This is a genomic window from Stenomitos rutilans (genome assembly GCF_059505485.1).
Window position 1 is genome coordinate 83,990 of record NZ_JCACKR010000031.1, and the last position, 21,539, is coordinate 105,528.

The 21,539-nt window shown below is 50.9% G+C and carries 18 protein-coding genes; 8 read left to right on the forward strand and 10 right to left on the reverse strand.

Annotation, left to right across the window (positions count from 1 at the left end):
* The first annotated feature begins 66 nt into the window (after positions 1–66).
* Both AC5JLP_RS04830 and AC5JLP_RS04835 read left to right on the forward strand, forming a co-directional pair.
* The gene (locus AC5JLP_RS04830) at positions 67–558 is read left to right on the forward strand and encodes a YajQ family cyclic di-GMP-binding protein (protein WP_496066777.1); all 492 of its coding nucleotides are present in this window, start codon (positions 67–69) and stop codon (positions 556–558) included.
* A 61-nt stretch (positions 559–619) separates the two neighbouring features.
* Positions 620–1,873, forward strand: a complete 1,254-nt coding sequence (locus AC5JLP_RS04835) for an AI-2E family transporter (protein WP_496066778.1) — start codon at positions 620–622, stop codon at positions 1,871–1,873.
* A gap of 5 nt (positions 1,874–1,878) precedes the next feature.
* Here AC5JLP_RS04835 and AC5JLP_RS04840 read toward each other — a convergent pair whose 3' ends face one another.
* The 3 genes from AC5JLP_RS04840 to AC5JLP_RS04850 all read right to left on the reverse strand — a co-directional run bounded on the left by AC5JLP_RS04840 (position 1,879) and on the right by AC5JLP_RS04850 (position 5,322).
* The gene (locus AC5JLP_RS04840; protein ID WP_496066779.1) at positions 1,879–2,817 is read right to left on the reverse strand and encodes a hypothetical protein; all 939 of its coding nucleotides are present in this window, start codon (positions 2,815–2,817) and stop codon (positions 1,879–1,881) included.
* Positions 2,818–3,090: 273 nt separating this feature from the next.
* Entirely contained in the window at positions 3,091–3,843 is a 753-nt protein-coding gene (locus AC5JLP_RS04845; RefSeq protein WP_496066780.1) for a PspA/IM30 family protein, read from the reverse strand.
* Positions 3,844–4,005: 162 nt separating this feature from the next.
* Entirely contained in the window at positions 4,006–5,322 is a 1,317-nt protein-coding gene (locus AC5JLP_RS04850; protein ID WP_496066781.1) for a hypothetical protein, read from the reverse strand.
* A gap of 291 nt (positions 5,323–5,613) precedes the next feature.
* Here AC5JLP_RS04850 and AC5JLP_RS04855 point away from each other — a divergent pair, with 291 nt between their 5' ends.
* Positions 5,614–6,171, forward strand: a complete 558-nt coding sequence (locus tag AC5JLP_RS04855; protein WP_496066782.1) for a DciA family protein — start codon at positions 5,614–5,616, stop codon at positions 6,169–6,171.
* Between the two features lie 920 nt (positions 6,172–7,091).
* Entirely contained in the window at positions 7,092–7,484 is a 393-nt protein-coding gene (locus AC5JLP_RS04860) for a hypothetical protein (RefSeq protein WP_496066783.1), read from the forward strand.
* Between the two features lie 100 nt (positions 7,485–7,584).
* Here the strand turns inward: AC5JLP_RS04860 and AC5JLP_RS04865 are convergent, their stop codons facing one another.
* From AC5JLP_RS04865 to AC5JLP_RS04880, 4 genes are all read right to left on the reverse strand, one after another.
* Complete coding sequence (locus tag AC5JLP_RS04865; RefSeq protein ID WP_496066784.1) at positions 7,585–10,239, reverse strand: chloride channel protein; 2,655 nt, start codon at positions 10,237–10,239, stop codon at positions 7,585–7,587.
* A gap of 141 nt (positions 10,240–10,380) precedes the next feature.
* Entirely contained in the window at positions 10,381–11,085 is a 705-nt protein-coding gene (locus AC5JLP_RS04870) for an undecaprenyl-phosphate galactose phosphotransferase family protein (RefSeq protein WP_496066785.1), read from the reverse strand.
* A gap of 225 nt (positions 11,086–11,310) precedes the next feature.
* On the reverse strand, positions 11,311–12,459 hold the full coding sequence (locus tag AC5JLP_RS04875) for a glycosyltransferase (RefSeq protein ID WP_496066786.1): 1,149 nt from the start codon (positions 12,457–12,459) through the stop codon (positions 11,311–11,313).
* Between the two features lie 541 nt (positions 12,460–13,000).
* Complete coding sequence (locus AC5JLP_RS04880; RefSeq protein WP_496066787.1) at positions 13,001–14,749, reverse strand: Rqc2 family fibronectin-binding protein; 1,749 nt, start codon at positions 14,747–14,749, stop codon at positions 13,001–13,003.
* 157 nt (positions 14,750–14,906) lie between these two features.
* Here AC5JLP_RS04880 and remA point away from each other — a divergent pair, with 157 nt between their 5' ends.
* The gene (gene remA / locus AC5JLP_RS04885; RefSeq protein WP_496066788.1) at positions 14,907–15,167 is read left to right on the forward strand and encodes an extracellular matrix/biofilm regulator RemA; all 261 of its coding nucleotides are present in this window, start codon (positions 14,907–14,909) and stop codon (positions 15,165–15,167) included.
* A gap of 225 nt (positions 15,168–15,392) precedes the next feature.
* Complete coding sequence (gmk, locus tag AC5JLP_RS04890) at positions 15,393–15,950, forward strand: guanylate kinase (protein ID WP_496066789.1); 558 nt, start codon at positions 15,393–15,395, stop codon at positions 15,948–15,950.
* 120 nt (positions 15,951–16,070) lie between these two features.
* Here gmk and AC5JLP_RS04895 read toward each other — a convergent pair whose 3' ends face one another.
* From AC5JLP_RS04895 to AC5JLP_RS04905, 3 genes are all read right to left on the reverse strand, one after another.
* Positions 16,071–16,622: a photosystem I reaction center subunit XI gene (locus tag AC5JLP_RS04895; RefSeq protein ID WP_496066790.1), complete on the reverse strand. Its 552-nt coding sequence runs from the start codon at positions 16,620–16,622 to the stop codon at positions 16,071–16,073.
* A gap of 243 nt (positions 16,623–16,865) precedes the next feature.
* A complete protein-coding gene (psaJ, locus tag AC5JLP_RS04900) occupies positions 16,866–16,994 on the reverse strand; it encodes a photosystem I reaction center subunit IX (RefSeq protein WP_496066791.1) in 129 nt (42 codons plus the stop codon).
* Positions 16,995–17,144: 150 nt separating this feature from the next.
* Positions 17,145–17,630, reverse strand: a complete 486-nt coding sequence (locus AC5JLP_RS04905) for a Photosystem I reaction center subunit III (RefSeq protein WP_496066792.1) — start codon at positions 17,628–17,630, stop codon at positions 17,145–17,147.
* Between the two features lie 196 nt (positions 17,631–17,826).
* Here AC5JLP_RS04905 and tsaD point away from each other — a divergent pair, with 196 nt between their 5' ends.
* Positions 17,827–18,876 carry a tRNA (adenosine(37)-N6)-threonylcarbamoyltransferase complex transferase subunit TsaD gene (gene tsaD, locus AC5JLP_RS04910; RefSeq protein ID WP_496066793.1) on the forward strand — a complete coding sequence of 350 codons (1,050 nt, stop codon included), beginning with the start codon at positions 17,827–17,829 and terminating at the stop codon, positions 18,874–18,876.
* Between the two features lie 317 nt (positions 18,877–19,193).
* Positions 19,194–21,338, forward strand: a complete 2,145-nt coding sequence (gene htpG / locus AC5JLP_RS04915) for a molecular chaperone HtpG (RefSeq protein ID WP_496066794.1) — start codon at positions 19,194–19,196, stop codon at positions 21,336–21,338.
* The last annotated feature ends 201 nt before the right edge of the window (positions 21,339–21,539 follow it).

A 21,539-nucleotide genomic window follows, 5' to 3' on the forward strand; every position in this document is an offset into this window, starting at 1 on the left:
CCCCACTTTAAATCCAGCACGTTTTGCATCCAACGTTTGAATCCAACGATTAGAGTCTAACCCCCTATGGCTGCATCCTTTTCTTTTGATGTCGTAAGTGAGTTCGATCGACAAGAACTCGTGAATGCGATCGATCAAACCACGCGAGAGATTCAGAGCCGTTACGACCTTAAAGATACCAAAACAACCCTTGAGCTGGGCGAAACCACGATTACAGTCAGTACTGACAGCGAATTTACCCTGGATGCGATTCATACCCTGCTGCAAATGAAAGCGGCTAAGCGCAATCTGTCGCTGAAGATTTTTGACTACGGCAAGGTTGAATCATCGAGTGGCAACCGGGTGCGACAAGAAATCACCTTGCGCAAGGGCATCAGTCAGGAGATCGCGAAAAAAATTACTAAGCTCATTCGAGATGAGTTCAATAAAGTGCAGGGATCCATTCAAGGCGATGCCGTGCGTGTCAGCGCCAAGTCAAAAGATGACCTACAGGCGGTCATGCAACGCTTGAAGCAGGAAGAACTACCTGTCGCGCTGCAATTTACTAACTATCGGTAGGGGTGCCAGTAGAGAGCAGGGTGTAGGGTAGAAGCTGTAGGGTCAAGAACAACGGGTGCCCATGTCGGAACACCAAACTGAAGCTCATGATGTGCATAAAGGGCGTTTGCGGCTGTGGTGGGAAACCTTGTCCCCTGTGGCAAAGGCGCTGCTAGTGATGTTGGCCGCTCCACTACTGGTGCTGAATGGTTGGGCGGTTTCGGCGATCGCAGATTACTTCCATTCTTTGATTGTCATTCTGGTAGCAGCGTCGCTCATTGCTTTTCTTCTCAACTATCCTGTCAGCGTGATGCAGCGACAGGGTATGCCCCGTGGGAGAGCGGCGATCGTGGTTTTCTTGCTGGCGCTATCGATCTTGCTGGCGGGTGGCATTACGCTGCTGCCAAGTGCGTTGGATCAGGCTCGTCAGTTGGTCGCACGACTACCAGAATGGTTTGACTCTGGGCAACGACAGCTTACTCTGTTAAACCAGCAGCTTGAGGGTACAAACTTGCCGCTTGATTTAAGCCTGCTTGCGGAACAGGTGAACGATCGCCTCAAGAGCCAACTGCAACTCATTGCGGCTCAGGCATTGAGCGTGGCTGTTTTTACGGTGACCAGCCTTTTGGATGTGCTGCTAACCCTGGTACTGACGTTTTATCTCTTACAAAATGGCGACTTGCTTTGGGATAGCCTGGTTGGATGGTTGCCAATTAAAGTCCAAAAGCCGTTTTCGGAAACGCTGCGACTCAGCTTTCAAAACTACTTTTTGAGCCAGTTTATTCTCTCAACCTGTATGGGGTCGATTCTGACCCTGATCTTCTTATGGTTGGCAGTGCCGTTTGGGTTGCTGTTTGGGTTGACGATCGGCACGATGGCGCTTGTCCCCTTTGGCGGTTCTGTAGGCATTGCGCTCGTCACGTTGCTCGTTGCCTTGCGTGATATTGGCCTGGGCGTAAAGGTGCTAGCTGCCTCGCTGATTGTGCAGCAGATCTTAGAAAATCTGGTGGCACCGCGCGTTTTAGGCAGCGTTACAGGGCTGAACCCCGTCTGGATCTTTGTTTCCATTTTGACAGGTGCTCGTGTGGGTGGGCTGTTGGGTGTGATCGTCGCCGTACCCAGCGCTGTCGTCGTGAAAGATATTCTCGTTGCCGTGCGTTCGTCTAGAGGCGCATTGGCAGCACGGTTGCACAGCCATTCAGAGAGTCCGCCAAACAAGGGTGATGGCATACCCACGCGTACGCCAGACGCGATCGCGCATCTTGACTCTTCTCATGCAGAAGGAACATTGAAAGAGTCGTCGATCGCGAGTGATGTCCCGACGCTAAAGAGTTAATCTGGTTAGCCGTCTGCTGTAATTTGAGCCACCAGCTCTTTTAGCGTGTCTTCTGCCTGATCATTGTCTACTTGGCAGGTGCCTGCGTTTGCATGTCCGCCGCCGCCATACTTCAGCATGAGTGCACCAATGTTGGTGTTGGAAGTGCGGTTGAAAATGGATTTTCCGGTCGCAAACACAGTGTTTTGCTGTTGACGTCCCCACATCAGATGAATCGAGATATTGCATTGTGGAAAAAGGGCATAGATCATGAAGCGATTGCCTGCGTAAATGACTTCCTCGTTCCGTAGATCAAGGACAACGAGATTATTATGCACGGTGGCACAGGCTTGAATTTGTGCCTTGAAGCGGGATTCTTGTTCAAAGTACAAATTGACTCGTTCTTGGACATCGGGTAAGGCAAGAATTTCGTTGATCGACTGCGTTTTACAGCTTTCAATCAACTGCATCATTAAGGTGTAGTTTGAGACTCGAAATTCTTTGAAACGTCCTAGCCCTGTCCTGGCATCCATCAAAAAATTCAGTAATGTCCAATCCGTTGGATTAAGGATTTCTTCTGCTGAAAATTGAGCTGAATCTGCCTTATCAACAGCGGTCATCATCTGCGTTGAAAGGTTGGGAAATTGCTGCTGCCCACCAAAATGTTCATAGACAACTCTAGCGGCAGAGGGGGCGTTGGGATCGATAATGTAGTTTTGCTTGGGACGTTGATTGCGGATTGTTTCGCTAGAGTGATGATCAAAGACTAAGTGCGCCGTTTCAACGTAGGGCAGATTGGTTGTAATGTCGTTTTCTGTAATCTCAATTTTGCCGTCTTGCATATCTTTGGGATGGACAAATTTGATGTCGTCAATAATGTCCAGTTCCTTCAGTAGAACGGCACAGACAAGCCCATCAAAGTCACTTCTCGTCACCAACCGATACTTTGTACTCACTGCCACCATGTGCATTCCCTTTCCTTCAGCACTAATCTGCCTTTAGGATGCCCATAACAGAGTGGGTTGACACACGATCGTTTAAGCGCCTGTAAGATGCGATATTGATCAAACACTCAGGGCGCGTCATTAATGAAGCTCAAAAACCTTGAGTATTAGCCTTACCGCGCCCGTCCTCATAAACAAGGCTAGGGGCTGGAACCCTTGCTGCAAGTCATGTGTATGAGTAATTGATGACAGCCTCTAGAGCACAACCGCTCTGCCAGCTAATTGCCGCTAATCTTAAGGTTCTCTAATTTGCTGACGTAGTGTTTCAAGTTCTTGATCAGCGTCGCTGGCTGGCGTTGGGCCGCCTGGCAACTGTGCGGCTGAAGGGCCTCCTGTCATCTGATTTCTCATGGCAGCGAGTTCGGCTTCAACTTCATCGGCTTCACCAAGGGCTGCAATGCGCTTCTCCAGATCGTCAGTCCCTAGTTCAGCGACGGCTTCGGATTGGGCTTCGAGCTGCAACACTTTTTCTTCCATGCGCTCAAAAGCTGCGATCGCGCCTCCAGTGCCTACCCGCCCCATCATATCGTTAATTTGCTGAGAGGCTTTCGCTGATCGCGCTCTGGCAATATACAAATCTTTCTTGGTTTTGGCCTCGGAGATTTTGCTTTCCAGTTTCATCATGTTTTGCCGGAGTTGCGTCACGATGGTGGACTGCTGCTCAATCTGCGATCGCATAGCCTCAGCGGTATCCTGGTAGGATTTGCGGCGCGTGAGGGCTTCGCGTGCCAAGCCTTCATCGCCTTTTTGCAGTGCCAGTTGCGCCCGACGATACCATTCATCTGCCGTCGTTTGCGCCTGAGAACACTGTCGCTCGGTGCGCTTTTGGGTCGCGATCGCCTGCGCGACAGCCTGCCGCAGTTGGATTAACTCCTCCTGCATATCCATCACCGCTTGTTCCAGAATTTTCTCTGGATCTTCAGCACCGCTCACCAAGCTGTTTAGGTTGGCACGAATCACCCGCATGATTCGATCGAAAAGTCCCATGATGCTCTCCGGTGATAGGTCAAGGTTGAAGATCGTTCAAGTTGAGTTTTGAGTCTGACTCAGCGACGTTTTCAAGCTTCAGTGAGGCCGCCAAGCTCAAAAGCTCTCACCTTGAACTGAAAACGTCCTTCAATCCTACCGTACCTTTTCGGTTCCTACGTCCTACCGTTTATAGACTTCGGCAGATGGGAGTCCCCGATCGCGGAGTCCTTCGATACTCGACTTCACTTCAGACTCGCTGCGGGCTGCACCAACCTGAACGATCGTTCTGCCGTCGGGTAGGGTGCGCACAAAGGCATCAGGCACGACTTTGCGGGCATTTTCCAGGGTTTGGTCGTTTTCAAAGGGAATACCTACTTTGTATTGGTAGGAGCTTGAATCGCCATTACTTGCTGGTGCACTGCTAGGAGCCGGACGGCTAGGGAGGGCCGGTGCTCTGCTGGGGAGTAACCGGGGAATAGCGGCTTGCTGTGGTCTTGCAGGCAGCATAGAAGAGGGTCTGCTAGGGCTAGATGGCGCGGTTGCGATGGGCGCTTGGGCTGGTGTGGACGAGGCTTCGTTGCTGGACTGACCAATGTTGGGTTGATTGGCGGTGGATGGACTGCTGCCTAATGGTTTGGCCGTTGCGATCGCTGGTTTGTTGCTAGGTTTAACTGATCTGGGCGAAGCAGCAGTGCCAGGGCTAACGTTCACAGTGCCGAGATTGTTTAAGTTCAGCTCTGGAAGTTCACGCTTGGCTAAATCTGGTTGAGGTGCTATGGCTGCTGTGCCTGTAGTCTGCCCTGGAGATGAATCGGTGCCACGATGCTGCACGGCTAGCCAACTGAGGCTCGAAGGATTCATAATAACGTAGCCAAACATCGCGCTAGAGAGCAGCAGCAGCAGCATTGAACCTAACCCCAGTGGGGTGAGTAAGCTTTGCATGAAGCTTCGCTCGGCCTGAACTTCGGCCTGCTCATCGGCAAGACTGCGAAGCAACTCCTCCGAAGATTCTAGATAATCGTCCAGGTTACGAGCATTTGCTTGAGCGAGGGCATGCACATTGTCTGCATCTGCGGCTCGTGCGGCGGTTTCGGCCGCATTGGGGTGAGCCAGTGGGTGGTCGCCTGTCCTTACAGCGATCGGTGCTTCCAGCGGTTGTGATTGAGCGGTGAATGCAGGTATGGGCTTATAGGCATCTGGCGCGATCGGTGGCTTAGCGACACCAGCTAGGCGTTCTTCCAGTGCTGGTGCGGGCTGAGGGGCCACATCAGTTTGGGTGCCCGTTGCTGCCACTGCAATTAAATCAAGCTGCTGCAGGGGCTGTTTGCGGCCAGCCTGAGATGCTGTGCGTTTGACCCCGGTTCGCTGCCGTCTATACCGCACTAACTCATCTTCTAGCTGAATATCTAAATTCGCCAAAGCGTGACTAAGCAGGGGATGCAGCCCAACGACTGGAGATGATGGGTTCGATGGTTCGACTCTGGAACTTTGACGCATTACGCACCTCCTACGAAGACGCTGATTAAACCTGGTGTGTGAAGCGGAACCGCTTGACGATCGCGAACTCAATAAACTGAATTTTAAACCAGCGGACTAAGCTTGCCGTGGTGTAGCCGTTTGTCATCACTGACTCGCGGGGCAACATGCCTGACTAAACCTGCCCTTAAATAGTAGTAGATGCTTTGCCGTCCAGCATTACTGATCGACCATTTTTTGAGCCAGATGCTGAGCTAACGTTATACACTTTTTTACGCGCTCCTGCACCTCTTTCATGGTTTTATTGATGCTATGTCCTTTAAATCTATCGATCACGTTCTGGGTCAGTTGGACGATCGCTACCGATCACACGGCCAGCATCAGTCCCAGCGGCTGCTCCGAGCCTGGGTTGAAGCGGTTGGCCCAATTGTCGCTGTGCAGACACGGCCACTCTCGATCTACAACGACGTGCTGCGAGTGGCAACGTCAAGCTCTGCCTGGTCCCAAAATTTGGTGTTTGAGCGTCAACGTATTTTGACCAAGCTGAATGCCATTCTTTCGTTGTCTCTGGTTGATATTCGGTTTTCCAGCGCGCAATGGCAAGAATCCCCTCGATCGACGTTCAACACTGATTTACAAGCCCAACTCTGGCAGCAGCACCCCAGCCGTGTAGCTAAGACAACTCGGTCGGTTGGGCCGCAACGGCCTGAGACACTCACCGATCCGCTGCTGGCCTTTCAGCATTGGCGTGCTCTCATGCGATCGCGTGCCGAAAATATGCCCTGTTGTCCTCGGTGCCAGTGCCCCTCGCCACCTGGCGAACTAAAGCGCTGGTCAATGTGCTCTCTTTGCGCAGCGAAACAATGGTAGGAGTCAACGCTCACCAACATCGTAATCCTTTCTAACTCACAATGAATGGATAAATCACTCAGAGAACCTGGTTAACTTAGAGCTTGCACCATTCTCAAGAAGGCATCTTCCAAGCTTCTCGGCGATCGCATTGACTCACCCTGAGCTAAAAATCATGCTGCGGGAAGCTAAAGCTACGGAAACGCGCTGCGAACGAGCTAATAGGGGTACGTCAAGTTCACTGTAGGCTTTGCCTTCCCGAAGGGTAGTGGACCAACGATTCGCCTAGATGGCTTTCAGTCCACTGAGGTGGACTTAGTACCATTAGCCCACAATCTATTGCACGGCGTTTGTTGCAAGTGGTGCAAGATGTTAGTTAAGGTTCTGTTGGCGAAGGCGGTTTCTTGAACCGGGGCTGCGCTTTTTGCAGCAGATTAAATCAAGCTTTGTTGCAGTTAGAGGATGTCTCAAACGCTATAAGTGCCTGCTCAAACCGCACCTTTAACCCTTAATGCCAGGGGCATCTTAACGTTTAAGCCTTCTAGCATTGGAGGATTGAGTGGGCAATGAAGAGTCTTTGAAACTTTTCTGTCATCCTCTTAAAGCAGATGACAAGTTCTCGGATTTATGGTAGTTAACTGACGGTTTGCCTCGTTAATGTAGTCAAGCAACCTGCTGCTTAAAGTAGAACACTAAAGGCGAATTGGCTTGATCCCTGCATTTTTTGCGGCCAATACAGACCTCTGTAAAGCATTTGGTGCGAAGCCACTGTTAAAGATGTTGCTCTTGATTTCATAAAAATGAAGACAATCTAAAAGACTGTTTGTGCTTCAGATCGCTTAAATAGGCGCAGCATCAAGTCTTTAGAGCTTTAAAGTCCAAGTTTAGAGAAATGGTTGACTTCAGAATGAGTTTAATAACATTTTCAGATCTCTCCTTTTATGAAAACCTCTCATTCTCAAACGTCCGTTTGTCGGCGCTGTCGTTACTATGAGCCGGAAGGACGACGTGGAGGGCATTGCCAGCAGCTTAACGTAGCCGTTCAGGGTGAGTGGACAGCTTGCAGTGTGGCGATCCCACCGTTTTCTCCCACGTGGAAAAGTTTTGAGGATATTATGGTTTGGCAACAAAAAACCCTTGTTGCCATGCAGGAATCGGCACAGACAGATGCTTCAGCAGAGGATCGATGCCCTGAGACTGTGACAAATGCTCAGATAGTGGATGATCGAGCCACCGCCGAATCTAGCTTTAATTGCACTACGCCCTGTGGATTAGGCTCTCCTTTGTCCACTGAGTCTCTGCCAACGAAAGGGATTAAAGCGCTTTGGATGTAATGAGCTGTTTTGGGTATGGGTTCATGGAGATTGGCTGCTGCGCGCGATCGCATTGCTTGAAACGGGCCTTTAAACGACGGTTTCTCCTTCCGAGTAGGCGCTAAGTTCCAGTAACGATAGCTTTTCTGACCAGAATTACAGTGCAGTCACAATCGCGAGCAATGATTTCAGGAATATTTCCTTGAATGGCTTGTTGGAGCATGCCTTCCCGGCTGGCACCCAGCACAATCACATCGCACTGATCCTTCTGAGCCATATCAACTACGGCATCTGAAACAGAATTTGCACAGACAGGTAGCGTGACCACATTGGTTTGCAGCCGCTGCCGGAGAAACCGCGCGTCTTCTTCTAGCAAGTCCTCGCTAGGCTGGCTTTTAGAGGGCGGAAAGACTTGGCAGAGGCGAATTTCAGGCTTCTGACTGAGAGTTACCAGGGCTGGCAGCAGCTTAAGTGCATGTTGCGAATTGGGGCCACCCGCCAGCGGCAGTAGCCAGCGATTTAAGGCTGGAGTATGATCTTTGTCTTCATTGGGTAAGGCTGTATCTGAGCTGTGTACTGGAGTGGTGACATAGCTTTCCGTGAGTTTTACGAGCACAACGTCGCAACTGGCTTGCCGAATCATCGTATCGACTACATCGCCAAAGATGCGGCCAGGTGTAGAGGTCTTGCCTTTCCAGCCCATCAGCAGCAGATCGATGTGGCGATCGGCAATCGTCTCTAGAATCGCCTGATCAATGCTTTGAGCTGCTCGGATTTGGGTATGCACCGGAACGCGGTTCGCCATCCCTTGCCTGACGGCTTGTTTCAAGAGGCGACGACTTAAGGTTGTGTTTACAGGCACTTCGGCTGGCGAACTGTGACGCGGTACAGGAATCACCTGCAAACACTCAACTTCGTAATGACGCTCCTGTGCAATCGCAAAGGCAAGCTTGAGCATTCGCGTTGCCGTTTGAGGATTGCTGAGCGGCAACAGGATGCGACCTCGACCCGTGGCGGGTGCACGCGTTTGATAGACGACGTAAGACGGTTCTACCCGTGAACCCAGGCGATCGCCTCCGCGTAGCTGGTCAGACTCAGCCCGTAGAATGTCGCTGCGGGTAATAATCCCAACCAGTTTGCGGTGGTCAGTGACTGGCAGACGAGACAGCTTATAGCGCGACAGGAGGTAAAGCACGTGGCTCAGCGTATCGGGAGGGCTGACGGTAATAGGTTGCGGGGTCATAATCTCTTTCAGCACAGCCGTACCAGGAAGCTGTCGCTGCGTCACTTTGTCTAAGTCGGTTAGGGTGACAATGCCCACTAACCGACTGTCATCCACGACCGGAAAGCCGCGATGGTGCGATCGCGCAAAGGCTTGTACGACTTCATCTAACGTCATCTGACTGCTCAGGGTTTCGACTTTCTGCTGCATCACATCAGCCGCTGTCAACCTTGCCCAAAGACCATCCTGTACAACGGCTGGTTCAATGTGAAGGCCCTTTAGCTCTAGCAAATGTGTATAGATCGATTCTGGAAACAGCCGCTCTGCAATTAAATAAGCCGTCACCGCGCTGATCATCAACGGCAGCACCAAATCGAAGTTTGTGGTGATTTCAAAGACGATGACGATCGCCGTAATCGGGACTCTAGCGGATGCTCCCAAAAAGGCACCCATTCCTGCTAGAGCATAAAGTACGGGATCACCACCCAGTACAGCGTGATTCGCTAAACCCACCAGATGCCCCAGAGAAGCACCCAAAATCATGCTAGGTACAAACAACCCCCCTGGCACCTCTACCCCACAGGCAACCATCGTCAAGCCAAACTGCACCACGAAGGCAAAAGCAGCCATGCGCCAATCTGCCTGACCACTGGTAAGAAAGACCTCCAGCGTATAGCTATCTCGAAAGGATACAGGCAAAAAGGCGATCGCAGTTCCCGTTACTAGACCTGCCAGCCCAATCCGCCACATCGGGCTGATCCGCAAGTGGCGTCGGCTCCATCGAATGCTATTTAGAATGCCGTGATTAAACACCGTGGACAAAACCCCTGTCAGTAAACCCAACACCAGAAAAAAAGGAATTTCTAGCAGCGAAAAGCTGGTGTGGTAGTTCAGCGGGTTAACGCCCAAATGCAGGTTTGGTCCTGCTAAAACACGAGAGGTCACCCCACCAATAAACGAGGCCAGAATGGCAGTACCCAGGGTCAGATGAGAGAAGTCCTGGAGCAACTCTTCGATGACAAACATTACACCTGCGATCGGTGCATCAAAACTAGCCGCTAACCCCGCAGCGGCTCCTGCGGCAATCAGTTGACGCTGATGCTCAGGCGATGCAGGCACCCAGCGGCTCAACTGGGCTGCCAGCGCGGCCCCAATTTGAATAGTAGGCCCCTCGCGCCCCAATGCAAACCCAGAACCCAGAGCAAGCGTTGTACTCACTAACTTAACCACCGCAACGCGCAAGTTGAGTGGAATCGGCAAGTACGCTAACGCTGCCTTCACTTGCGGCACGCCACTCCCAAACGCCTCCGGTGCTACACGGTTGACCAAAAAACCGACTAAAAGACCCCCGCCTAGCCCGAGCGTTGGTATCAGCAGCCATACAGGAAGTATGAGCGCTTCTTTAAGCCGCCAACCGCCTAACCAATGAATGCTCTGCTTCAAGAGCACGGCTGCCAGTGCCGCGACCAAACCAATCAGAATAGCCTCAAGAATGGCTAACCGCTTGGGGGTCAGCAGGAGCGCGATCGATTTGAAGGCAGTTGAAAACGGCATTTAAACAGCGTTCACTAATGAGCTCTATGGTGCCTCTACTTTAAGTTTGACAGTCACAAAGTTGCTTGCGGTAGCGAGATCATCGCCAACGCCAACGCACTGAGATACCTTTAGGCTCTTAGTGATTCAGACTCTCAATGATCAGTAGGCTCCATTGTCTTTTGGGAAAAGAATGACGCCGATCGTTCTAGAGACAATCCACAAGTCCATTAAAAAGCTGCGGAAATTGACGTAGTAGACATCGATCTGAACCCGTCTAGGATACGGAATATCATTCCGTCCTGAGACTTGCCACAATCCAGTGATACCTGGTCGAATGCTGAACACCCGATCGGCAGCGTTGCCGTATCGTTCCAGCTCTTCCGTGACTACTGGACGAGGACCTACTACACTCATGTCGCCCTTCAGCACGTTCAGGAACTGCGGAAATTCGTCCAGACTCGTAATGCGCAAAAAGCGCCCGATACGAGTAATGCGGGGGTCACGACGCAGCTTAAAATTGCTTTTGAACTCCTGACGCAAACCTGGCGAGGTTTCCATCATTTCCATCAGTACCTCATCGGCATTTCGCACCATCGTTCTGAATTTGATACAGCCGAAAGGTTTATAGTTCCTGCCAACGCGCTTTTGAATGTAAAAGATGGGGCCACGAGAGCTAAGCGCAATGAGAACAATCAGCAGCAGGTAAACCGGGGCAAACACGATCAGAATCGTCAGGGAAAATGCAACATCAAACAGCCGTTTAGCAAACGCTCCATCCAAGGCATACTCAAACAGTGGCACAAACCCACGTTTTAAGAATGCACGAATTGTTTTGCCAGAGATTAATTGGCTTTCGGCAGTCATTTTACTCCTTCACACATCCACACCACACACTCCTCATCATAAAGCCACTCACCCTATCTACATAGTTTTTGCCGCTAATTCAGTTGAAAAACTGGCACGATCGCAAAAATAGACGATCGCATTACAAACTGAAGAGCAGCATCAATCAAGCATCAAATAAGATAGCGACAGCCCAGCCTGTAAGCGTTTTGCTTGCTTCTGCTTTCTACCGCTTGTTGTTTCGCTTTAAGGTGAGATGCGTTCCTGAAATTCCTTGTAACAGCGTTCCAGAAAGCGTTGATAACGCTCTTGAAAAACACTAGGGCTAAAGGAGAGCGCGTGCGATCGGATGACTTCTGGGTTTAGTATTTTTTGATACGTTTCAAACGTTTGTACGGCATTTACGATTGCCGACTCCGTCTGCTCATAAAACAGCAAGCCTGTACCTGTCTCACCATATTGTTTGACATCCCGCACCGTCTCCAAAGTTCCCCCAAGCCCATAGGCAATGACGGGAGTGCCACAGGCTTGGGCCTCTACAGGCGCAATGCCGAAATCCTCAAAAGCCGCGTAAACAAACGCTTTTGCCTGCGCCACATATTGCTCAACAACCGCATCGGCCTGCCAGCCCAGCACCTGCACATTCGATCGAGCAAGCTGCTGAATTTGCTTAAGTTCTGGCCCTTCACCAATCACAACTAAGGGGTAGCCCAACTGGTTAAACGCTTTGACAATAAGCGAAATTTTTTTGTAGCTTACCAAGCGCGAAATGGTCACGTAAAAATCCTGCTTTTGCGGCTGAAAGCCAAATCTCTCAGTATTTACAGGTGGATAGATGACCTCAGCAGGACGGCGGTAGCAACGCCAGATCCGCCGCGCTGTATGGTGCGAGTTGGCAATGAAATAATCGACCCGATTTGCCGACAGTACATCCCATTGGCGCAATCCGTGGAGCAGATACCGGGTGAGCCATCCCTGCATGCCCCTGCCAGCAGTACTGCTGCGTAAATAGTCAAAGGTCATATCCCACGCGTAGCGCATGGGTGCATGACAATAGCACACGTGTAATTGATTCGCGCTGGTTAAAACGCCTTTAGCAACGGCATGAGAGGACGAAAGAATGACATCGTAGCCTCGTAGATCAAGCTGCTCGATCGCCAGCGGCAAGAAGGGTAAATACTTCTGCACACCCTTACGGGCGAAGGGAAAGTGCTGTAAAAACGTGGTGCCGATCGTGCGTTTAAAGAGGTAGCTCTCAGGGTTCGTCGATTCAAAGTCAATGAGTGTATAGACATCGGCATCCACACCCTTAAGAATCTCCTGCACAACCAGTTCGGAACCACCGGTTGCTAGTGGCGTGAGCCATTCATGCACCAGCGCATACTTCAATGCCACAGCCGCTCACCTGCACTCTGTTTAAAGACTGAACTCTATTGGCCTGGTGTCACTATAAACTACAGCGGCGATCGCCACTGGTTATACCGTTTTAATGAGTGCTGGTGGCAGATGGCTTGGGCATGGAGTTAGAAGCCAAGCGTCAGCAGCCAAGAGTTATAACGCCTTCTGACTTCTGATTGCTCAAACCAGCCGTGTAGGGCATTTGAAAATCAACTTGGGATTATGAAGCAGCCTGATTCTAGTGCCATAAAAAAAGACCAGCGCAAGGGCTGGTCCAACAATCGAATACGTTGCTCTCTCGAATTGGAGGAAACAAGCTGCGCGTTCCCAAACGTACAGCGGGTTACTAATTTTTAGTATTCCCTCGTTTCGGCTTCATTGTAGCAAGATACACAAACATTTTTTTATAAAAATTCACGTTTTCTGACTTTAAACCTTCCATAAGGTGGTGTGATCGATAATGTTAGCTTCTACATCTGGGAGGGGAAGGCTCAAAGCTCCAAAGCACAACTTCTCTTGGCGTTTCGCTCCTCACTCCTCACGTCTTACCTGGCTGCCTACCGTGTTCTCCCAGACGAGGCTGTGCCCAGAGAGTTCGCTCGTGTTTGTAAACGGTCATCCCTGGCTTAGCACCTTTGGGTTTGTAGACATACTTCGGTTCCGTGTAGATAACAGACACCTGCTCACTTTGACGCGCACGGCTGTAGTATGCTGCCAGGTTCGCCGCACACTGCAGATCGATCGCATCTGGTACCATCCCTGGCTTTAAGCGCAGCAAGACGTGGCTACCGGGAATTTCCTGCGTATGAAACCACAGGTCGTAGTCTCCCGCCGTTCGGAACGTGAGTTGATCGTTCTGACGGTTATTTCGCCCCACAAGCACCTCAAGTCCATTGGGTGTTGTATAGCGGTAGGGATGGCTTTGCGTATCTTTTGGCGTCAGGTTCGCGTTGCGGTACTCTGGGTCATGCAAATACTGCTGTTGAATCAGCTCATCACGAATTTCATCCAAAGTGTTCAGGTCTTCAGCCATCTGGTAAGTATCCAGTTCCACGATCGCCGCTTCGACTTGCTCTAAATAGTGAATTTCGGCATTGACGTCTGTCAGCAACGGCGCGATCGCGTTCCGGGCGCGCTTCAGCTTTTGATGGTGCTTATAGAACGCTTGTGCATTTTGGACGGCATTCTTTTCGGGGTTAAGGGGAATGGTGACAGGCTGCTCAGTCGTAAAGTCGGGTAACGTAATGGTTGTCATGCCGGACTGCCAGTGATGCAGATTCGCCATCAGCAGGTCAGCTTGCTCACGATAGCGATCGGCTCCATCCGACTGCTCCAACCGCGTTTGAAAGACAGTTGCTTTCACGCGCAGCTTTGCCAGAATGGTGTGGAGTTTCTGCGTAAGTTGGTGACGGAGTTGAACAAATGCTTGCTGTTCTAGCTGTTGAGTGTAGTAACGATCGATGAGGGACTGGACGCAATCGACGGTTTGTGTCATGCCCCACCCCAGCACCGTGTAGCCATCAGTCGTCCATCCGGGTTGAAAGGTCTCATTGGTCAACGCTTGCAGCCACTCTTGCCAGTGCTGGAACAACCGTTGCCAATCGTCGGCGCTGAGGCTGGTGGTAGATTGCTCTGGGCTAAGCTCTGCAGCCTGAAGCAGCGATAGGGTCAGCGCCGAACTCAGCCCTCGATAGGTCTTCTGCAATGTGCGTCGTAGAGGGCCAGGGACGAGGCCCACCCGCTCCTGCCAGCGATCGAACGGTTCAGTCAAGGTCGGTGTGGAATCGGTCAGGGGTGGGGGCAGTTCGTAGGGATCTCCTGTTTGAATAGGGCGCACGCTCGATTGTTGAGCGCTGACCTGATGGGCGGCGGTTACAATCTGGTGATCCTGATTCGCCAGCACCACATTGCTGTACTTCCCCATCACTTCGACATAGAGATGCCATAGCGCTGGCTCTCCCGGACGCTGTGCAAATTGGAGATCAAGAACACGTTCCCACGGTGCGATCGGCGCGATCGACACGAGAGCCAGGTTGCCTAACTGATGCTTCAACTGCTGGCTAAAGGTAAAGGTATCGGGAGTCCGTGGTGGAGCACTGCTGATACATAGCCGTGCCGCCTGAGGATGCCAGGAAAGCAATAACCAGGCACGTTGCTTGAAGGTGCGTAAGCCCAAATACACGGTATGACGATCGCGCTGGTAAACCTGTTCTAAACGGGCAGGCAACCATGCGGCTCGCAGTTCTGCGCCGATCGCAGTGAGGGCAGTAAAATCAACGGGTTGCAAGAGAGGTGAGGTGTAAGGGGGAACGTAAACCTGACGGAAGGAGGCGATCGAGCCAATCAACTTTCAGCAATTTGACCTGGTGACGCACTTTTTTTGTGAACTAGGATAGAAGACTAGGTTGCGATCATTTGCCCTCCTACCCCTGACTTTAGTCCTTATGGACATTAAGCTCATCAATATCGGGTTTGGCAATATCGTCTCTGCAAGCAGGGTAATTGCCATCGTAAGCCCAGAATCCGCACCCATCAAGCGTATCATCAGTGACGCGCGCGACAGCAAGCAGTTGATTGATGCCACCTATGGTCGTCGAACACGAGCCGTGATCATCACAGACTCTGGGCATGTTATTCTGTCAGCCATTCAACCAGAGACGGTCGCCAATCGATTCATTGTAAGTAAAGACACTCATAGTGAATAAGTCACAAGCACAGGGGTCTGAAGCTAGACCACCGTTTTATTAGGCATCTGCCCAGTAGCCTTTCTCAATGCTCAAAGACGGCTCGCCTTTGTGACCAGTATTTAAAACTTTACGGATGTGTTGCCAGAATATGATCTGTAGTTGAAAATAAAGAATTATTAACTTAGCGGTTGATGGTCATCATTGCTACTGACGTTTATTGTCACTGAGAGTATGGAAAGCTATATGGGCGCATTGATTGTGTTGACAGGACCCAGTGGAGTTGGCAAGGGTACGCTCCTGCGATCGCTCATTCAGCGTCATCCAGATTTGTATCTTTCCGTGTCAGTGACCACGCGATCGCCTCGTCCTGGCGAAATCGATGGCAAAAATTACTACTTTGTCACCCGTACCGCGTTTGAGCGGATGGCTAGCAATGGTGAGTTGCTGGAATGGGCAGAGTTTGCGGGCAATCTCTACGGCACCCCTCGCCACGCCGTTGAAGAACAAATTCGTGATGGTAGGCGGGTCATTTTAGAAATTGAACTGCAAGGCGCACGCCAAATCCGCAAAACCTTTCCTGATGCGCGGCAAATCTTTATCCTGCCGCCATCTTTGCTAGAGTTGGAATACCGCATTCGGAGTCGAGCGCAAGATAGTGAGGACGCGATCGCTCGTCGCCTTCAAAGCGCCCGGACTGAGATTGAAGCCGCTGATGAGTTTGATATTTGCATAGTCAACGATGATTTTGCTAAAGCGCTCGATCGCATTGAGGAAACATTATTTGCTACAGCCGCCTGCTAGCTCGATCGACTTGATCGCAAACCTCGGAAGTTTTACCAAGCATCGGCAGCGGGACTCACGTAGTGGCTTAAACCTCCGAGGTTTTGGTCAAACTGCGTAATTATTGGCTCACTCTCAGGCTTATAGTCTGTAAACCAGCAGTAAGACGGCAGCAAAAACAGCCCCACTAAGGCCACCAAATAGAAAACCGTGAGCAAGTTCCTGCCAGCCTTGAGGCTTACCCAACTCAGAAGGCGGCTGGGGTGTCGTGAGTGTTGCGATCGGGGGTGGAGGCGAACTTTCGGCATAAACCGAGAGCGCTAGCACTGCAATGATAATTACCCCAATCGTCGAAAGCAGCCCTGCAAAGATTGCTAACCCTGTATCGCGCAAAGGCCCCAATGCCACGAACGGCCCTAAAAGCCAAAACCCGTGTGAAAGGCCAATCTGTAGCCCTCGTTGAAACGGAGATACTCCTGAACGATAGGCAGGGAGCTGATTGATGAACCACCGGGTGAGCCTGGAACTATTGATAGGTGTTGCCAGATTGCCCTCCTGTGGATCGCCAGCAGCATAAGCAAATTGGGGTGCTAAAGAGGGTATGACGGCACTTTTGGGTGCGATCGCCGCCCGTTGACTCAATGGTGTTGGCTTGCTACTGCTTGCCTGCTGCTCAGGCTTACGGGTTGTCATCAGTCTTCTCACTCCCCTAGCGATCGCAACGATCCTATCAAAGTCAGGTGTTGCTCACTCAAAGATTACTACTCCAAATTTTAGACCGAAGTATCATCCCGGTGTGTTGTGCTGCATGCATTTGTTTTTCGAGCAGCTAGCTTCTGGTTACGCCTAAAACAGAGGGTGCGATCGTCGGCGATCGCACCCTCTGTTTTGATCGACATAGACTTTAGATCCATGCACGATCGTTCCATAGACTGCTTATGGCATCGGGTGGAACAATAAGTCTGGGAAGAAGCGATTGAACTCAATGAGAATGCCTGCGGTAATCACCAACCATGCGGTCAGGATCACAGGAGCGGTTGAAAGATACTTGATGAAATACTGCATAAAGTGTTCTCCTGAAGACTGAAAATTCGACTCTCAATTTACGACCACTTCGCTGCGAACATTGGCGATGAGGTGAAGGACGCAAATTGCACCGATCGAACGGTTACCGAATGCGTCACTCCCTTTTCATGTCCAAACAGAGAGGCTAAACTAGCGAACAGAAACGGGAATTTCGTCATCTTTCGCGGTCAGTTCACCCGTCGTAAACTCCTTGATTGCTGCCAAAGGCCAAGCAAAACCAGAGAGCGCATATTTCAGCGCCAGTGGAACGTTGATGATAATTTCATCTTGTTCAGGAGACGAGCCTTTCTTGACTGCTTGGAGGTAAGCACGACCGACCCAACCAATCCAGCCAGCAATGTAGAGGAAAAGAATACTTGGAATAGCGAATTCACCTGCATGAGCGGCGGTTGGATCAACCACTAGGTGAGGTAGTCCTTCTTCGCCACACAGAACGCCAGAATTAGCGTAAAAGTCGAACCGCTGTTTTGCGGTCGCACTGACTGAATCCTTCGCTCGCTGGGCAAACGCAGCAGAATCTTTACAAGGTGTTAGGTTAGAAGCCTGAGCTGGCGGGATGGAGACAAACCCGAACCAGAGCATTACGACGAGCACTAGAGCAAACAACCGTTGCATGGAATTGTTTCCCTTCTTTAAAATTACAAAACGCACAAAACAAAACACAAATCTTTTCGCACAAACCGCTTGGTCAAACAGGTTAGAGGTCTTGCAACGGTCGGTTTACTAGAGATAGCATCGTGCCGTTTGAAGCGACCCCTGATGCAGTCTAAGCTACAAGAGGCAGTTTATACCTTCAAAAAGGTACCAGCAAATGGTGACGGTTTTGGCGATTGAAACAAGTTGTGACGAAACAGCCGTGGCGATCGTCAACGATCGTGAAGTTTTAAGTAGTGTTGTTTCGTCTCAGATTGCAGTTCATCAGCCCTATGGTGGCATCGTGCCTGAAGTGGCATCGCGACAGCATGTGGAAATTGTTAATGCCGCGATCGACCAAGCGCTTCAAGATGCTGCCCTCGATTGGGCTGGCGTTGATGGGATTGCCGCTACCTGCACGCCCGGTTTGGTGGGTGCCTTGCTCGTCGGGCTAACCACCGCTAAAACGCTAGCACTGCTGCACCAAAAGCCGCTCATTGGCGTGCATCACCTCGAAGGACACATCTACGCTTCTTACTTAACTGCAAGTGATTTACAGCCCCCTTTTCTGTGTTTACTCGTCTCCGGTGGTCACACAAGCCTGATTTACGTCAAAGATTGTGGTTACTACGAAACGTTAGGACAAACCCGCGATGATGCTGTCGGCGAAGCCTTTGATAAAGTGGCACGATTAATGAACCTGGGCTATCCCGGTGGCCCCGTGATCGATCGCCTCGCTCAACAAGGCAACCCCAAAGCCTTTCCGTTACCAGAAGGACAAGTCTCATTACCGACAGGCGGCTTTCATCGCTACGATTCCAGTTTTAGCGGCTTAAAAACAGCCGTACTCAGGCTCACCCAAAAGCTCGAACAGGAAACTGAATTGCTCCCTGTAGACGACATTGCTGCTAGCTTTCAGGAGACCGTTGCCAAAGCCTTAACCAAACGTACGATCGCCTGTGCCCTCGATTATGGACTGAATACGATCGTCGTTGGTGGTGGGGTTGCTGCCAACAGCGGCTTACGGCAACATCTCAAAGCCGCCGCTCAGCCATACAACCTGCGCGTTCTTTTTCCTCCCCTGCAATTTTGTACCGATAATGCCGCTATGATTGCTTGCGCCGCTGCCGATCATCTCAACCGGGGACATACCTCGCCCTTAACGTTAGGTGCTCAGTCCCGCATGGCGATCGCCGATGTCATGCAGCTTTACACCCATTCCTTATAAAGGCAGGAGGCAAAGGGCGGAAGGAAAAGGTAGAAGGAAAAAGGCTAAAAAAACTGACTCCTGAATTCTGAATTTTAAAACTCACAACTCTCAGACTGACGGCTGACCGCTCCATCAACTCAAAACTCACAACTCTCCCCCTGCTTCCCCATTTCCCCCTGCTTCCTCATCTCTCCTCAGGTAGGGAAATCCGCATCTGCAAGTCAGACGAACCTCTCAGTACAATCGAAAGCAATTAGCCAGTTAACGCTGGTGTCTCTTCCTTCCGTCATCAATCTGCTGCGTTCAATCCGCTAGAGAAACTTGGAGTATCACCTATGACGACCGTTCTCGAAAAGGGCAATATCAGTATTCATACTGAGAATATTTTCCCCATTATCAAGAAATGGCTCTACTCAGACCACGAAATTTTTCTGAGAGAGCTTGTCTCTAACGCCGTCGATGCGATCCAAAAGCTCAAAATGGTGTCCTATTCGGGCGAATTAGCTGGCGATCTGGGCGAACCTGAAGTTGTCATCACGATCGACAAGGCTCAGAAAACCCTGGCTGTTTCCGACACGGGTATCGGCATGACGGCGGATGAAGTAAAGCAATACATTAACCAGGTTGCCTTTTCCAGTGCCGAATCATTTGTCGAAAAGTACAAAGCGGCTGGCGATCAGCAAATCATCGGTCACTTTGGGCTAGGGTTCTACTCGTCCTTCATGGTGGCGCAACGAGTCGAGATTGACACCCTTTCCTACAAAGCAGAGGCCGAGCCTGTACATTGGTCTTGCGATGGTTCTACCGAGTTTGAGCTGAGTGCCTCAACGACCCGGAGCGATCGTGGTACCACAGTGACACTTTTCCTCCAGGACGAAGAACAGGAATACCTGGAGCCATATCGCATTCGGCAGCTGATCAAGACCTACTGCGACTTTCTGCCCGTTCCGATCAAACTAGAAGTCATCGAAGCTGCTCCAGAGGCTACTGCTCCCGAAGCGACGACAGAATCGACTGCTGACACAGCTACGGAAGCTCCGGCAGAAAGTAAAACCCCCGAAATCAAAGCGCCCGAACAGATCAATCGTCAGAAGGCTCCCTGGAAAGAATCTCCCAGTTCGCTCACGTCAGAGGACTACCTGGAGTTCTATCGCTACCTGTATCCGTTCCAGGAGGAGCCATTACTTTGGGTACACCTCAACACGGATTACCCATTTGTCGTCAACGGCATTCTCTACTTCCCCAAACTCAAGCCCGACGTTGACACCACCAAGGGACAAATCAAACTTTTCTGTAACCAGGTATTCGTCAGCGACAACTGCGAAGAAGTCATTCCCAAGTTTTTGCTGCCTCTGCGTGGGGTCATCGACAGTGTGGATATTCCGCTCAACGTCTCCCGCAGCTTCCTACAGAACGATCGCACCGTCCGCCGCATTGCCGACTACGTTGCCAAGAAAGTGGGCGATCGCCTCAAAGAACTCTACCGCGACAACCGCGACGAATATATCCGCTGCTGGCAAGACCTCGGTACCTTCGTCAAGTTTGGCTCCATCAACGACGATAAATTTAAGAAACAGGTCGAAGATATTCTGATCTACCGCACCACTGCAAAATTGGGTGAGGTGAGAGGTGAGAGAAGTGAGGGGTCTGACATACCAAAAACTGAAGCGCCAAAAGTTGAGGTTCAATCGGCAGAAGGCGATGCATGGCAAGACGTAAACCCTTCCACCTCTGACCCCACACCCCATACCCCACATCCCACACCCTACACAACCCTCAAAGAATACTTGGAGCGCAACAAAGAGCATCACCCCAATCGCGTGTTCTACTGCACCGATGAAGTGGCACAAACGACCTACGTAGAGCTTCACAAACAGCAAGGGCTAGAAGTCCTCTTTATGGACTCATTCATCGATAGCCACTTTGTCAGCTTCTTAGAGCGTGAGCATCCCGACGTGAAATTCTCGCGGGTGGATGCAGATTTGGATGATACCTTGATCGACAAAGACAAGCCTGCCGATATTGTTGACCCGACCACAAATCAAACTCGGAGCGATCGCATCAAAGAACTCTTCCAAAAAGCGCTCAACAAACCCAAGCTCACCGTTCGTACCGAAGCGCTCAAGTCTAGCGATGCGAAGGGCGTACCACCAGCGATGGTGCTCTTGCCAGAACATTTGCGGCGGATGCAGGAGATGACTGCACTCATGCAACAGCAAGCCGTACAGTTTCCCGAAGAGCATATTCTTCTGGTTAACACCTCTCACCCGCTCATTCAGAATCTCGTGAGCCTCAGTCAGGGAGCCATCATTCAAAGCGAAGGCCAATCACCCTCTGCGGAACTGGCAGACCTGATTTGTCATCACGTCTACGATCTGGCACTCATGGCGCAGAAGGGCTTTGACGCGGAAGGTATGCAAGCGTTTGTTGAGCGATCGAATGCAGTTTTGACCAAGTTGACCGATCGCACCGCCTCTTAAGGTTAAGAGTGAGGGAAGCTGAGGGAGTAAGGAGAGCAGAGGAAGCAAACTCAAAACTTCTACCCCACTCCCTCTCCCCTCCTGCAACTTCTTCGATCCCAAACTATTGACTGTCCGAACTCGTACTGATGTAGTCGTTGTGCATAGCCAAATTGTTGTGTAAGATAGAATGCTGGTCACTCTATACAAAGTGTTGGTCAC